We start from the raw sequence: 15272 nt of genomic DNA, 5'->3' as shown, positions 1-15272 counted from the left end.
ATTCGTAAGGATATAACCGGAGAGCGCGGATGGACACAGCAGCAAAGCAGGCCGTCGGCAGCAAATACGTACTCGAGTCGATGAAATACGCGCAGCGCAAAACGTGGGAAGTCGTGGACCAGCTCGCGCAGCGGGTGCGGCCAGGCATGCTTGAATCAGAAGCGACGGCCGAGTGCAAGACCGTGTTGAGCGAACTGGGCATGGACCGGATCTGGCATCCCGTGCTGGTGCGTTTCGGCGCGAACACGTTGAAGATGTTCAAGGAACGCTCGGACGGCGACCCGCGCCTCGCCGAAGACGATATTTTCTTCGTCGATCTGGGTGTGGTGTGGGACGGCCATGAAGGCGACGCGGGCGCGACCTTCGTGGTCGGCAACGACGCGGAAATGAAGGCGTGCGCCGACGCGGCGAAAACGCTGTTCGACGAAGTCGAGCATCACTGGCGTTCGACTCGCGCGAGTGGCGCGGCACTGTACGACTTCGCGGCGCAGCGCGCCGAAGCGCTCGGCTGGCGACTGAACCTGGATATCAAAGGGCACCGCGTCTGCGACTTTCCGCATGCGATTTACAAAGCCGGCAATCTCGGCGACTTCGCGGAGTGCCCCGACGCCGGGCTATGGATACTCGAAATTCAACTGGCTCATCCGACGCGACCGTTCGGCGCGTTCTATGAGGATTTGCTGGTCTGAGGCGTGTATAGCCCGCACGGAGCTTCGTGCGGAACGTCTTGTCAGACTGCGAGCGTCGTCGGTACGCTGGCCGCCGTGGGCAGTTCGAAATAGAACGTCGTGCCCGTTGTCGGCTGATCGAGCAAACGGATACGGCTGTGATGCAGTTCCAGCATGCGCCTGACGATCAACAAACCGAGTCCACCGCCTTGATGTGCGCCACCGGCATTGAAGGGCCGTTCGAACAGCGCGTCGCGCTGTTCGACGGGAATGCCGGGGCCGGTATCGCTAAGCGTGACCGCTACCTTGCCGTCCTTATGCGCGAGCACGATATCGACGCTACCGTGCGCCGGCGTGTGGCGAATCGCGTTGTCGAGCAGGTTCGTCAACACCCGCTCGATCATCCCCAGATCGGCGCAGATTGCCGGCAGGCGCGCGGGAATGTCCGCGCGCAACTGGATCTGACGCGCTTCGGCCGACAACTCGAATTTCTGGAACACGTCCTGCACCAGATCGACCAGCGAGAACTGTTCGAGCGTGAGTTGCACGTTGCCGTGTTCGAGCCGCGCCAGTTCGAATAACGATTGCGCGAGCCGCCCGACCTTCACGCTTTGCGCGAGCGCGATCGCCAGGTAGCGTTTGCGTTCCGTTTCGCCGAGCGTGTCGGCCTTCAGCGACAGCGTCTCCAGATAGCCGTGCAGCGAGGTCAATGGCGTGCGCAGGTCGTGCGAAATATTCGCGATCAATTCGCGCCGCTGCTGATCCTGACGCGTCAGCGCGCGCCACTGTTCGCCGATGCGGTCGGCCATCTGCGCGAAAGTCGCTTCGAGCACGGCGATTTCGTCGCGCCGTCCCGCCGGTGACGAACGCGGCACGTGCGGCTGCGTATCCGGCTCGCCGTCCGCGTCGAAGCGGCGCATCGCTTCGGTGAGGCGGCGCAGCGGCCGCGTGATCAGACCGAACGCCGTCAGACCTGCCAGCAGACCCAGCAGCGCGACCAGCGCCATCGACCACAACGTATTGCGCAACACGGAGCTGGCGGCCACCCGCGCGGCCAGCGCGTCGTGTTCTTCGCCGAGCAGCACCACGTAGATATAGCCGGACGGTTGCTGCCCGCTCAATTGCAGCGGCGCGGCGCTGAACACCTTTCTACCGTCGACGCTGCGCGGATCGTCGCCGAGAATCGGCAGCGCCTCGCCCGCGATGAATTGCCGGATCGGCGTGAGATCCACCCGTTCACGCTTGACGTGGCCCACGGGCGCATCGTCGCCTTTGATGTTGCCGGCGTTGTCGAGCAGATACACCTCGACGCTCGGGTTCACCGCCATCAACTGACCGAACAATTGCCGCACGGCGTCGGGCCGCAAACCGTTTGCGTCCATCAGCGTGGCGCGGTGCGCGATATGGTCGGCGAGACTCTTCGACAGGCTCTGCACGACCTCCTTTTCATGCAGATCGCTCGAGCGGATCTGCAGCCACGCCGACGCCCCGCAGCACGCGAGCAGCAGCGCGGAGAAGACGATGGCGAGCCGTTGGGTAAGCGTCAGATTCACGGCGTGTCCGTTCGTGAAGGTGCGGGCGCGGGCGGTTCGCCCGGCGCCGCGAGTTTGTAGCCGCGGCCCCACACCGTCATGATGCGTTCGGGCTGCGCCGGATCGGCCTCGATCTTTGCGCGCAGCCGGTTGATGTGGGTATTCACGGTGTGTTCGTAACCCTCGTGCTGATAGCCCCAGACAGCATTCAGCAGGTCCATTCGCGAGAACACCTTGCCGGGATGCTGCGCGAAGTAATACAGCAGGTCGAACTCGCGCGGCGTCAATTCGATCGGCTTGCCGTCGACGCGGGCTTCGCGCGTCAGCGGATCGATCGTCAGGCCGGCAATCTGCAAGCTGCCGGCGTCGATGCGCGAATCTTTCGCCATTGCTTCAACACGCCGCAGCAAGGCCTTCACGCGTGCCACCAGTTCGAGCACCGAGAACGGTTTGGCGAGGTAGTCGTCGGCGCCCAGTTCCAGGCCGAGAATCCGGTGCACCTCGCTCGAACGGGCGCTGGTGATGATGATCGGCGTGTAACGCGTCATCGCGCGGGCACGCCGGCAAATCTCCAGACCGTCGACGCCCGGCAGCATCAGATCGAGGATCAGCGCGTCCCAGCCGCCCTGTTCGAGCAGCCGTAGGCCTTCGTTGCCGTCCGCGCTATGCACGACTTCGTAACGTTCGTCGCGCAGATGCAGACTCAGCACGTTGGCGATGTCGACGTCGTCTTCGACGATCAGGATGCGTTTCGGATGGTCCATGGGCTCGTGGAGGCTTGTCAAACGCTGATGGGGTGTGGCTTGGCGGGTCGGACGGCAAGGGCTGCCGCAAAGCGGGCCGGTTGCGCCATTGTGCAAAATTTCCGGGCAGCGAGTTATCACATTTAATTTAACTTTCTGTGAGGACTTCGACACCGGTCGCGCACTACGATGCCGTCATATTCCTCCAATCCGGATCGCTTCAGCCTGAGCGCCTGACCTGAACGATCCACGAACCACGCCCGGAACCGACATGTTACTCATCGTTCTCGCTTATCTCGGCGGCGCCCTGACGATCCTCAGCCCGTGCATTCTGCCGGTGCTGCCGTTCGTGTTCGCGCGCGCCGATCAGCCGTTCGTGCGCAGCGGCCTGCCTTTGCTCGCCGGCATGGCGCTGACTTTCGCGCTGGTCGCGACGCTCGCCGCGGTGGGCGGCGGCTGGGTCACGCAGGCCAACCAGTATGGCCGCTGGGTCGCGATCGTGCTGCTCGGCGTGTTCGGCCTGACGCTGCTGTTCCCGCGCTTCGCCGATCATCTGATGCGCCCGCTGGTCAGCGCGGGCAATCGCCTGTCGAACTTCGCGCAGGCCGACGGCCAGCAGGTGCGGGCGGGTTCGTCGTTCCTGCTGGGCATTGCGACCGGCTTGCTGTGGGCGCCGTGCGCGGGTCCGATTCTCGGTCTGGTGCTGACCGGCGCGGCCTTGCGCGGCGCGAGCGTTGGCACCACGCTGCTGCTGGTGGCGTATGCGGCCGGCGCGGCGACGTCGCTGGCGGTGGCCTTGCTGATCGGCGGCCGGGTGTTCACGGCGATGAAGCGCTCGCTGGGCGCCGGCGAATGGATTCGCCGTGGGATCGGCGTGGCAATGCTGGGTGGTGTGGTGGCGATCGCGTTCGGCCTCGATACCGGGGTGCTGGCGCGTGTGTCGACGGTGGCGACCAGCGGGCTTGAACAGAAGCTGGTGGACAAGTTCTCGCCGGGCGCGAAGCCGGGTCAGCCGGTAGCGGCCGACAACGCGAGCAATGCAGCCGACGCCGCCAACGCCGACGCCGACGCGCAAGGCAACGCGCCCACGACGACGGCAAACGCAGCCGACGCCAACGGCGGCATGATGCGCGCCGTGGTCACGCCGTCCGTCGCGACCGCGCTGCCCGTGGAAGGCGTGCTGCCGCCGCTGAACGGCGCGGTCCAATGGCTGAACTCGCCGCCGCTGACGGCGCAGGATCTGCGCGGCAAGGTCGTGCTGATCGACTTCTGGACTTACTCGTGCATCAACTGTCTGCGTTCGCTGCCGTACGTCAAAGCGTGGGCGCAGAAATACAAGGATCAGGGGCTCGTCGTGATCGGCGTGCATGCACCGGAGTTCGCGTTCGAACGCAATGTCGACAACGTGAAGAAAGCGGTGCATGACCTCGGCGTCGACTATCCGGTCGCGATCGACAACAACTACGCGATCTGGCGTTCGCTGAACAACCAGTACTGGCCGGCGCACTATTTCGTCGATGCGAAAGGGCAGATCCGCTATCACCACTTCGGCGAAGGCGACTATGCGGAGTCGGAAAAGGTGATCCAGCAACTGCTGACCGAGGCGGGTCACGTGAGCGTATCGAAGGTCGCGCTCGGTATTCCGGGCAATAGCGCGCAAGGCGTGCAGGCCGCGGCGGACAACGCCGACATGCAGTCGCCGGAAACGTATATCGGCTATGAGCGCGCGGAGAATTTCGCATCGCCGGGCGGGGCTGCTGAAGACAAAGTGCATACGTACGCCGCGCCGTCGTCGCCGGATGTCAACGAATGGGGGCTGGCCGGCTCGTGGAAGGTCGGCGCGGAACACGCAACGCTCGCGGCCCCGTCGGGACGGATCGTCTATCGCTTCCATGCACGCGATCTGCACCTCGTGCTCGGCCCCGATGCGGACGGCAAGCCGGTGCGCTTTCGCGTGAGCGTGGATGGCGCGGCGCCGGGCGCGGCGCACGGCAGCGATGTTGCTGCCGACGGCAGCGGCACCGTGACCGAACAGCGTCTTTATCAACTCGTGCGACAGAGCGGCGATGTCGCGGATCACACGTTCACGATCGAGTTTCTGGATCCGGGCGTGCAGGCGTTTGCATTCACGTTCGGCTAAACGGGCCGCACGGCGTTAATCGATCATTCATTCTTTGAAGGCTGGACATCATGCATACGAAATCGAGCAGTCAGTTGCGGTCGTCGTCCTCATCCTCATCCTCGTTGCGTAAGCGCTCGCCTTTCGGCGGACTGGCGATCTGCGCCGCGCTGGTGGCGAGCGTGTTCGCCGTGCAGCACGTCGCGCATTCCGCCGAACCGGTGACCAAAATTCCGGCGCCCGTACAGGACGAAAAAGCCGGCGCCGCGCATAGCGAAACCGCGGTGTTCGCGGGCGGTTGCTTCTGGGGCGTGCAGGGCGTGTTCGAACACGTTCGCGGCGTGAAGCAGGTGGCCTCGGGTTATACCGGCGGCGCGGCCGGCACGGCGCAATACGAAACCGTCAGCGAGGGCGACACCGGGCACGCGGAGTCCGTGCAGATCACCTACGACCCGACGCAGATCAGCTACGGCCGTCTGCTGCAGATTTTCTTTTCGGTCGCGCACAATCCGACCGAGCTGAATTACCAGGGCCCCGATCACGGCACGCAATATCGCTCGGCGATTTTCCCCGCCGATGCGCAGCAACGCAGTGTCGCGCAGGCTTATATCGCGCAGCTCGATAAAGCGCATGTGTTTTCAGGCCCGGTCGTGACGCGGGTGGAGGACTTCAAGGGTTTCTATCCGGCGGAGAACTATCACCAGAATTTCCTCGCACTGCATCCGGATTACCCGTATATCGCGATCAACGATATGCCGAAAGTGACGGCGTTGAAGACGATGTTTCCGGATCTGTACCGCAACGATGCGGTGTTGTTGAAGGTGGGCGCGTAAGGTGGGTGCGTGAGGCGGGCAGTACGAGCGATGCACGGCGTTGCGCGCCGGCTGGATAGAGCCGGCGCGCAACCTGGGGAGCAGAAAGATTGTGTGTCTTACGAAGCGGCGCGCAGCTTTTTCGCAGCCGCGACCATGTTGGTCAGCGCGGGAAGCACCTCTTCCCACTGACGCGTCTTCAGACCGCAGTCCGGATTCACCCACAGGCGCTGCGCCGGAATGCGCTCAGCGGCCTTCTTCATCAGTTGCACGATGTGCTCCTGAGTCGGAATGTTCGGCGAGTGAATGTCGTACACGCCCGGGCCGATTTCGTTCGGATAGTTGAAGTGGTCGAACGCGTCGAGCAGCTCCATGTCCGAGCGCGAGGTCTCGATCGTGATCACGTCGGCGTCCATGTCGGCGATCGACGCGATGATGTCGTTGAACTCCGAATAGCACATATGGGTGTGGATTTGCGTTTCGTCGTCCACGCCGTTCGCCGTGATGCGGAACGATTCCACCGCCCAATCCAGGTATTCCTGCCATTGCGCCTGACGCAGCGGCAGGCCTTCGCGCAAAGCGGCCTCGTCGATCTGGATCACGCGCACGCCGGCCTTTTCGAGGTCGATCACTTCTTCGCGGATCGCCAGCGCCAACTGGTAGCACGACACCGAACGCGGCTGATCGTCACGCACGAACGACCAGTTCAGGATCGTGACCGGGCCGGTCAGCATGCCCTTCATCGGCTTGCTGGTGAGCGACTGCGCGTACTTGATCCACTCGACCGTCATCGCCTTCGGACGGCTGATGTCGCCGAACAGGATAGGCGGCTTCACGCAACGCGAGCCGTAAGACTGCACCCAGCCGAATTGGCTGAACGCGTAGCCGTCGAGCTGTTCGCCGAAGTATTCGACCATGTCGTTACGTTCCGCTTCGCCGTGTACGAGTACGTCGAGACCCAACGCTTCCTGCTCGCGCACGCTGCGTTCGATCTCGGCGCGCATCGCGGTCTTGTAGCCGGCTTCATCGAGCGCGCCGCTCTTGAACTGGCTGCGCGCCTGGCGGATTTCGCCGGTCTGCGGGAACGAGCCGATCGTCGTGGTCGGATACGCCGGCAGCTTCAGTAGCGCAGCCTGCTTGTCGGCACGCGCCGGGTACGCGTTCTTGCGTTGGCCGAGCGCCGGGTTGATTTTCGCGAGCGCTGCCTTGACCGCCGGGTTGTTGACGCGCGGCGAAGCACGGCGTGCGGCAATGGCGGCGCGATTGGCGGCCAGCTCGGTCTTGACCGCGTCGCGGCCTTGATTCAGCGCGATGGCCAGCACCTTCAGTTCATCCAGTTTCTGCAGCGCGAAGGCGAGCCACGAGCGGACTTCGGCATCCAGCTTCTGTTCGCTTTCCAGATCCACCGGCACATGCAGCAGCGAGCACGACGGTGCGATCCACAGGCGTTCGCCCAGTTGCTTCGCGACCGGTTCGAGCCAGTCGAGCACGCTCGAAAGATCGGTCTTCCAGATGTTGCGGCCGTTGATCACGCCCAGCGACAGCACGCGGTCTTGCGGCAATTGAGCGATCACGGCGTCGACTTCGGCGCGCGCATTGATCGCATCCAGATGCAGACCTTGCACCGGCAGCTTGCAGACGAGCGGCAGGTTGCCGAGCAACTGGCCGAAGTAGGTGGCGAGCAACAGCTTGACCTTGCTGTTGGCGAGCGCCTGGTAGGCGGTGTCGACGGCCTGTTGCCATTCGGCGGACAGTTCGGTGACCAGGATCGGTTCGTCGATCTGCACCCATTCGACGCCTTGCGCGGCCAGCGTGGCCAGCAGTTCGGCGTAGACCGGCAGCAGGCGCGGCAACAGCGCCAGCTTGTCGGAATCGTCCTTGGCCTTGCCGAGCGCCAGATACGTCACCGGGCCGACGATCACCGGCTTGACCTGGACGCCTTGCGCGCGAGCTTCCGCGAGTTGGTCCAGCAGACGCGACGGATCGAGCTTGAATGCCGTGCTTGCGCTGAATTCGGGGACGATGAAGTGGTAGTTGGTGTCGAACCACTTGGTCATCTCGCCGGCCGCGACGCCGCCGCAGCACGCGCTGTGGTCTTCGGCGCCTTTGGCCGAACGACCGCGGGCGACGCGGAAAGCGTTGTCGAGCGTATCGCCGTGGAACCCTTGCACGCGCTCCGGCAGATTGCCCAGCGTGAAGCTCATGTCCAGCACCTGATCGTAGAACGCGAAATCACCGGCAGCGGCAAGGCCGAGGTCGGCCTGGTGCGCCCAGTGACGCTGACGCAATTGCGCGCCCAGCGACTTCAGATCGTCGAGCGAGGACTCGCCTTTCCAGTAGGATTCCAGCGCGAATTTCAGTTCGCGCTTCGCGCCGATGCGGGGGAAGCCCAGGTTGTGTGTGGTTGCCATCGTGTCGCCTTGATTCGGTCAGTTGCGGATGTGATTCGGGATGCGTGAATGCTATAGAGCGCTTTCCATGAAGTAAAATGGTGATAATTCAACGAACCATTAGTTTTGTTCATGGATAATCATGCTTGAGAGAATTCATCTGACGATCGTCCAGGCGGTGGACAAGCACGGCTCGCTGACCGCCGCGGCGGACATACTGTGCGTGACGCAATCCGCGCTCAGCCACTCCATGAAAAAGCTGGAGCAGCAACTGGGTACTGATATCTGGTTGCGAGAGGGGCGCAGCTTGCGGTTGACGCAGGCCGGCGAATATCTGCTGGCGGTGGCGAACCGTTTGCTGCCGCAACTGGATCTCGCCGAAGAACGCCTGCGCCAGTACGCGCAGGGCGAGCGCGGGGCGCTGCGCATCGGCATGGAATGTCATCCGTGCTATCAGTGGCTGCTCAAGGTCGTATCGCCTTATCTGGCGCGCTGGCCCGACGTCGATGTCGACGTCAAACAGAAATTTCAGTTCGGCGGGATCGGTGCGTTGTTCGGCTATGAGATCGATCTGCTGGTCACGCCCGACCCGCTTTACAAGCCGGGCTTGCGCTTCGAACCGGTGTTCGATTACGAGCAGGTGCTGGTGGTGAATCGCGAACATCCGCTGGCCGCGGTTGAGTATGTGAAGCCGGAGCAGTTGACGCGGGAGGTGTTGATCACCTATCCGGTGGAGACCGACCGGCTGGATATCTACAATCAGTTTCTGATGCCGGCGGGCATCACGCCGCGTCGTCACAAGGCGATCGAAACCACCGATATCATGCTGCAGATGGTGGCGAGCGGCCGCGGCGTCGCGGCGCTGCCGCGCTGGCTGGTGGAAGAATATGCGGGCACGATGAACCTCGTGCCGGTGCGCTTGGGGCGCAAGGGTATCGCCAAGCAGATTTTTCTCGGCGCGCGGGAAACCGATATCGATGTCGACTATCTGAAGGCTTTTGTCGATCTGGCGCGCAAGCCGGAAACGGCCTTGAACGAACACGAGGAAACACGATGATGCAGGCTCTGGATCGCAAGCCGTTCGCCTTGCTGAAGGGACATGGCAAAGGCGTGCGCCATTCGTGCCACGCGCCTTGCGTTGGCGAATGCATGGTGTTGAGTTCGGCGTCGACTTCCGCTTTGCCGGATGTCGATTCGGCTTCGTCGTCTAGCTAACCGGATGCCTATGCTGCTGCGCGACCCTATCCATGGCGATATCGAACTGAGTAGCCTCGAGACCGCCGTCGTCGATCTGCCGGCGATGCAGCGACTGCGCGGAATCAAACAACTCGGTACCGCGCATCTCGTCTATCCTGGCGCGCTGCATACGCGCTTCGATCACTCGATCGGCGTTTGCGCGGTGGCGCATCAAATCGTCGCGAGCTTGCGCCGCTCGGGGCTGTCAATTTCCGTTGAACTGGAAGACGCGATCGGCGTGGCGGCCTTGCTTCACGACGTCACGCACGTGCCGTTCGGCCACACGCTGGAAGACGAGCGCCGCCTGTTCGCGCGGCACGACAAGGGGTCGCGTCTCGCGGATATGTTCGCCGGAGAGTTGGGCGCTGCATTAAGTCGTCTGGGTATTCGCGATGTGGTGGGCGGGCTGCTGGGTTTGTCGTCGCCGGAAAGCGTGCCGCGCTGGGCGCAGGACATCGTGTCGGGCAGCATCGACGCCGATCTGCTCGACTATCTGCGGCGCGACAGTTTCTTCGCCGGTCTTTCGCAGAATTACGACGACCGGATTTTCCGCTGCTTCGCCGAGCACGCCGACCGGTTGGTGATCCGGCTCGCCCGACATGGCATGGACCGGCCGGACGCGCGCTCCGAGATCATCGGCGTGCTGCGGTTGCGGTATTACCTCACCGAGCGCGTTTACTATCACCACACCAAGGTGGTTGCCGGCGCGATGATTTCGAAGTCGGTGGAGATTGCGCTCGATCACGGCGTGCTGGCCGAAAGCGATTTGCTCGAACTCAACGACTGGACGCTGCTGGATCGTCTCGCGCGTTGCGGTGTGGCGGATGCTGCGGCGCTCGCCCGTCGCACGCTGAATCGCGATCTGCTCAAACGCGGCTATGTGGTCTCTGGGCGCAGCGTGCCGCTGGAACTGCGCAAGGAGTGGGTGAGCCGTTACCATGTGTCGCGTGCTCAACGCGCGGCGGTAGAAAAGGAACTGGCGGAGAAGCTAGGCCTGCCGTTCGCGGATGTGGTCTTGTACTGCCCCGCGCTCTCCGCGATGAAGGAAGCGGCCGTGCCGGTGGAAACCAGCCGCGGGCTCGAGTTGTTGAACGACGCCGGCAGCGGCGCGTTCGCGGAGATCGGCGCGTTGCAGGATCGTTATGCGGATCTCTGGCGGTTTTATGTATTCGTACCGGCCGATGCGGTCGCACGGGCCGGGTCGATTGCCGGGGAGATGTTCCAGGTTCCTTGCGAGCTGGCGCTGAAGCGGGGCTAGTGGCCTTGTTGGTAGGCGATACTTTTCCGTATCGTCGGCGTTTTGCTGGCGTTCATTCCAGTGGCGGGGGCGGCGGAATGCAAGCCGACAACAGAAAAGTCACGCCCGGTAGAAGCAGCAGGTATCTCATCGGTTTTCCTTTAAATTTCTCATTGCCCTGCGTCACTCACTTTTGCTTCCGCGATATCCCAGCCGCCCCCCAGGGCTTTGTATAAAGCCACCAGATTGGTCGTCACCGTCGCCGTGCTGTCAGCCAGTTGTTCCTCGTTGGTGAGCAGGGTCTTTTGTGCTGTCAGTACATCGAGGTAATTGGAGATCCCTCTGACATAGCGCTTATTGGCTAACTCAAGCGCTCGTCGTGACGCCTGCACGCTTTCATCAAGGCGATCCCGACGCCGTTGCTCCGCGGCATAGCCGGTCAGCGCATCGTCCACGTCCTTGAAAGCCGACAAAACCGTCTTGCGATAATTGATGGCAGCCTCCTGCTGCTGCGCCTCTCTCAAGGCAAGCGTCGCCCGCAACTGGCCGCCTTCGAAGAGCGGTATCGACAGACTAGGTCCAGCGCTATAACTGCGCGCGCCCCAGCTTCCCAAGTTGGTGAACTGGGTCGCCTGAATCGCCACGCTGCCGGACAAGGTGATCTTCGGGAAAAAATCTGCCTTGGCGGCGCCAATGTTGGCTGTCGCTGCATGCAACGTGGCTTCCGCCTCGCGTATGTCCGGTCGACGGTGCGCCAGTTCGGACGGCAGTCCCACCGGCACGCGCGGCGGCACCACCGGTGCGGCCGACGGCGCAGTCAGCCGTGCGGCGAGCGCCTGCGGATACTCGCCCAGCAGCAGCCCGATCGCATTGATGAGCTGGGCCTGCTGCTGCTCGTCCTGCGGGATATCTGCCGCTGTCGACGCCGCTTGACTCTGCGCATTGGCCACATCGAGATCGGTCGCCAAGCCGTGGTGCGCGCGATCGGCCGTCAACTGGACGGTACGCTGCGCGTAAGCCAGATTCTCTCTGGTGATACGGAGCTTCTCCTGGATGCCACGCAGGTCGAGATAGTCGCGCGCGACTTCCGCCGTGGTCGACACCACCGCGTCACGTCGCGCCTCCGCTTGCGCCTCGGCGGTGGCGCTCGCATTCTCGGCGGTGCGTCGCACGCGACCCCACAGATCGAGTTCCCAGGAGGCATCGAATCCATACTGATACAGATTGAATGGCGGCAGGCCGCTCGATGTCGCGCCCTGCGTCGGTACGCCTCCTTGCCGGCCGCCGAGGCCATTCGTGCCGGTGCCCGGCGTCGAACTTCCCGTGCCGCCCAGCAGACCGATGACGCCATCCGGGCTCTGGAACTCACGGGTATAGGAGGCATTGCCGTCGAGTGTCGGGAATTCGGCCGCCCTGGATTGGCCGAGTTGCGCCCGGGACTCGGCCAGCCGTGCAGCGGCGACCTTGATATCCAGATTATTCTGGATCGCCTGCGTGACCAACTCCGTGAGCAGCGGATCGCCAAAGCTATTCCACCACGCGGGGTCGATCGGTTCGGCAACGGCGACGGAAGCCGCCGGGTTCGCTGCGGCAGGCCCGGTCCACTGATCCGGTGCTGCGATAGTGGGGTGCCTGAAGTCCGGCCCCATCGTGCAGCCGGACATGACCAGTGACATGCCGACGCCAACCAGGCAGGCGAGCGGCAGCCATCGATAATCAGTGCGCATTGATCTGAGCTCCCTTTGGCAGCTTGGGTAACAGAATACAAACCGGGGCGAGCACCAGCGCAAAGCAGCCCAGCATGATGAAGACGTCGAGGTAACTCATGACGGACGCTTGCTGCTCGACGGTCGAGGCAATCGAACTGAGCGACGTGGTAAAGCCGTTATAGGGCGTGATATGTTCGGCGAGCCGCGCATGGTGAAACTGTTCACGCCAGGCAAGCTGGGTGGTCACCAGCGAGACGCCGAAACTTCCGCCGAGATTGCGCATCATGTTGATCAACGCCGAAGCGTTATTGTTTTCTTTGGGCGGTATGCCGACGAATTGCACGGCGGACAGCGGGATGAACAGGAACGGCAGCCAGATGACCTGGTACAGCCGCGACAGTGAAACGTCCCAGAAGCTGATGTTCAGGTTCAGCCCCGCCGCATTGAAGAGCGCGACGCCGGTACCCACGAGCGACATCATGACAAGCCATTTCGGCTGAAACACGCGCCCCGTGACCACGCCGGCGATGGGCATGAAAAACAGCGTGACCAGACCACCCAACCCGAGCGTCAGCCCCGCGTTCGTTGCGTCATAGCCGAGCAGGGCCTGCGTGAACTGCGGCAGGAGCTGCGTCGTGCTGTTGATGATGAAACCAAACGCGAACATGACGCCGCAGCTAATCGCAAAGGCGCGCGATTTGAACAGCCGCAGATTCACAATCGGCTGGCTGACCTTGAACTCCCAGACAATCAGCGTGAGCAGCGACACGGCCGCGATGGCCGCGAACCAGCAGATAAACGGTGAAGAAAAGCCGTCCTCGCGCTCGAACTTGTCGAGCATGATCTGTAGACACCCGAAGCCCACGACGACCAGCACGAAGCCAAAATAATCGATGCGCAGTCCCTTCGCGAGCAGAGCGCGTCGTTCCTCCTTCACCAGCTTGCTGTCGCTGACAAACATGCCGGCGAGCACGAGGGATACGATGCCGACCGGAAAGTTGATCAGGAACACCCAATGCCACGAATAGTTTTCGGTGATCCAGCCGCCGAGCATCGGGCCGATGGCCGGCGCGGTGACGACGGTGAGGCCATATAGCGCGAAAGCCATTGGGCGTTTTTCTTCCGTGAACGTGTCGGCGAAAATACTCTGTTCAACTGGCGCCAGTCCGCCGCCGCCGAGCCCCTGAAAGACCCGGAAGGCGATCATCATGGGCAAGGATGTCGCAAACCCGCACGCCACCGAGCTGACCGTGAAAATGAACACGCAGATCATGTAGAAGCGCTTGCGTCCCACCACATTCGCCAACCATCCGCTGATCGGCAAAATGATCGCATTGCTCACCAGATAACTGGTCGTGATGTAGGTGCTCTGGTCCTGGCTCGCGCCGAGGCCACCCGCGATGTGTCTGAGCGCGACGTTCGCAATGGTCGTGTCGAGCACTTCCATGAACGTGGCAATGGAGACGATCACGGCAATCAGCCACGGGTTGTACGATCCGGCCGCCGACCTGGGAAGCGACGCGTGCGTGGCGGCCATGGTCATTGCACCGTGACGCGTGGGTCGACCGACAACCCCGGCGCTAGCGGTAGCTTGCGCCAGTCGTCGCCGTCGAAGACGATTTTCACGGGCAGGCGCTGAACCACTTTGACGTAATTGCCCGTGGCATTTTCAGCGGGCAGGCTGCTGAACACCGAGCCGGTGCCGCGCTGCAGGCTCTCGACGTGCGCGTGCAGCACCGTATCCGGGTAGGCGTCGACGGTGACGTCGACCGGCTGCCCAACCTTCATATGGATAAGCTGCGTTTCCTTGAAATTGGCCGTCACCCACATTTCGTTAGGGACCACCGCGACCAGCGCCTGGCCGGGCGTTACATAGTTGCCCAGATTCGCGGTTCTTTTCGTGATCTTGCCCGCCTGTGGGGCAACCACTTCCGTATAGCTCAACTGCAATCTGGCGTTGTCGACATCGGCGTGGATCTGGCGCACGGACGCTTGTGCCGCATCGATTTTGGTCTGTTGCGAAACGATTTGCGCCTGAGCCGCAGTGACGGCCTGCCTGGCACTGTCGAGCTTGGCTTGCGAACTCTTGGCGCTCGCCTGGCTCTGGTCGAGTTGCTGGCGCGTGATGGCTGCGGGATCCGAGCCGAGGTAGCGCGCCAGGTCCTGCTTTGCCTGCACGAGGTCGGCCTCGGACACGCGCACCTGCGCTTCCTGCTGCGCGAGATTGGCGATCTGTACGGTGAGATCGGCGCGTGCCTGCGCGACCTGCGCGACGGCGTTCGCTTCCTGGGCTTCCGACTGTTCGAGTTTGACCTGATAGTCTCGCGGGTCGATTCGCAGGATGGGCTGACCCTTGTCGACGTGCTGGTTATCGGCGACCAGCAATTCGATTACGCGCCCGCTGATCTGGGACGCAATCTGGCTCTGGTTGCTGTCGATAAATGCGTCGTCCGTGCTTTCATAATGCCTGCTGTGCAGCCAGTACGACAGGCCTGCAACGACGACCACGGTCAGTACCGTTGCGCCGATCAGCAGGTTCAGGCGCTTGCGCCCTGGGCTGGTTGGCGCCTGGTTAGCCTCCGCGCGTTCGGGATCTTGCACCCGGGACGGCGTTTCTTTGCCACTCTCACTGCCGGCCATCGGTTTCTCCAGAAATTGGGCGGATAAGCCGGATACTACAATAGAACGGTACCGTACCGTTCTATTTAAAATATTGTGATAATCTGAAAATAATTTTCCCCACAGGCAGCACGATGAAACGCAGTTCCAACGATAGCGATAGCGGCCAGGTAGCGTGCCCATCCAGCACGCGCCCATCTCTACGAA

General features: G+C 62.7%; 12 protein-coding genes. 6 read left to right on the top strand and 6 right to left on the bottom strand.

All coding sequences use genetic code 11. The annotated features are described in order from the left end of the window. Positions 1–29: 29 nt before the first annotated feature. Positions 30–689: a M24 family metallopeptidase gene (locus HWY05_RS24610; protein ID WP_176059913.1), complete on the top strand. Its 660-nt coding sequence runs from the start codon at positions 30–32 to the stop codon at positions 687–689. Positions 690–730: 41 nt separating this feature from the next. On the opposite strand, the gene HWY05_RS24605 is transcribed toward HWY05_RS24610, so the two are convergent. Beyond that, positions 731–2221: a HAMP domain-containing sensor histidine kinase gene (locus HWY05_RS24605; RefSeq protein ID WP_176059912.1), complete on the bottom strand. Its 1491-nt coding sequence runs from the start codon at positions 2219–2221 to the stop codon at positions 731–733. Next, positions 2218–2964 carry a response regulator transcription factor gene (locus tag HWY05_RS24600; protein WP_134960801.1) on the bottom strand — a complete coding sequence of 249 codons (747 nt, stop codon included), beginning with the start codon at positions 2962–2964 and terminating at the stop codon, positions 2218–2220. Before HWY05_RS24600 ends, HWY05_RS24605 begins: the two co-directional genes overlap by 4 nt. 250 nt (positions 2965–3214) lie before the next feature. Between HWY05_RS24600 and HWY05_RS24595 the strand changes: the two genes are divergently transcribed. Both HWY05_RS24595 and msrA read left to right on the top strand, forming a co-directional pair. Beyond that, entirely contained in the window at positions 3215–5083 is a 1869-nt protein-coding gene (locus HWY05_RS24595; protein WP_176059911.1) for a cytochrome c biogenesis protein DipZ, read from the top strand. Between the two features lie 74 nt (positions 5084–5157). After that, positions 5158–5895, top strand: a complete 738-nt coding sequence (gene msrA / locus HWY05_RS24590; RefSeq protein WP_244146692.1) for a peptide-methionine (S)-S-oxide reductase MsrA — start codon at positions 5158–5160, stop codon at positions 5893–5895. A gap of 98 nt (positions 5896–5993) precedes the next feature. Here msrA and metE read toward each other — a convergent pair whose 3' ends face one another. After that, on the bottom strand, positions 5994–8285 hold the full coding sequence (gene metE, locus HWY05_RS24585) for a 5-methyltetrahydropteroyltriglutamate--homocysteine S-methyltransferase (protein WP_176059909.1): 2292 nt from the start codon (positions 8283–8285) through the stop codon (positions 5994–5996). A gap of 121 nt (positions 8286–8406) precedes the next feature. Here metE and HWY05_RS24580 point away from each other — a divergent pair, with 121 nt between their 5' ends. From HWY05_RS24580 to HWY05_RS24570, 3 genes are read left to right on the top strand one after another with little or no spacing between them, the layout of a single operon-like run. Further along, positions 8407–9321 carry a LysR family transcriptional regulator gene (locus tag HWY05_RS24580; protein ID WP_035552729.1) on the top strand — a complete coding sequence of 305 codons (915 nt, stop codon included), beginning with the start codon at positions 8407–8409 and terminating at the stop codon, positions 9319–9321. After that, the gene (locus HWY05_RS24575; protein WP_176059908.1) at positions 9318–9479 is read left to right on the top strand and encodes a hypothetical protein; all 162 of its coding nucleotides are present in this window, start codon (positions 9318–9320) and stop codon (positions 9477–9479) included. Before HWY05_RS24580 ends, HWY05_RS24575 begins: the two co-directional genes overlap by 4 nt. A gap of 10 nt (positions 9480–9489) precedes the next feature. Further along, a complete protein-coding gene (locus HWY05_RS24570) occupies positions 9490–10758 on the top strand; it encodes an HD domain-containing protein (protein WP_035552726.1) in 1269 nt (422 codons plus the stop codon). Between the two features lie 149 nt (positions 10759–10907). Here HWY05_RS24570 and HWY05_RS24565 read toward each other — a convergent pair whose 3' ends face one another. The 3 genes from HWY05_RS24565 to HWY05_RS24555 are packed head-to-tail and all read right to left on the bottom strand — an operon-like array spanning position 10908 to position 15248. After that, the gene (locus tag HWY05_RS24565; protein ID WP_244146686.1) at positions 10908–12464 is read right to left on the bottom strand and encodes an efflux transporter outer membrane subunit; all 1557 of its coding nucleotides are present in this window, start codon (positions 12462–12464) and stop codon (positions 10908–10910) included. After that, positions 12454–13983, bottom strand: coding sequence for a DHA2 family efflux MFS transporter permease subunit (locus tag HWY05_RS24560; RefSeq protein ID WP_208459109.1), 1530 nt, complete (start codon positions 13981–13983; stop codon positions 12454–12456). The genes HWY05_RS24565 and HWY05_RS24560 overlap by 11 nt, the downstream gene beginning before the upstream one ends. Before the next feature lie 2 nt (positions 13984–13985). Further along, complete coding sequence (locus HWY05_RS24555) at positions 13986–15248, bottom strand: HlyD family secretion protein (RefSeq protein WP_176059906.1); 1263 nt, start codon at positions 15246–15248, stop codon at positions 13986–13988. Positions 15249–15272 lie beyond the last annotated feature (24 nt).

This window comes from Paraburkholderia sp. BCC1876, assembly GCF_902833695.1.
In the GTDB taxonomy this organism is placed as follows: Bacteria; Pseudomonadota; Gammaproteobacteria; order Burkholderiales; family Burkholderiaceae; genus Paraburkholderia.
The sequence above is the reverse complement of the archived record's forward strand: the minus strand, read 5'-3'. Positions and strand labels throughout refer to the sequence as shown.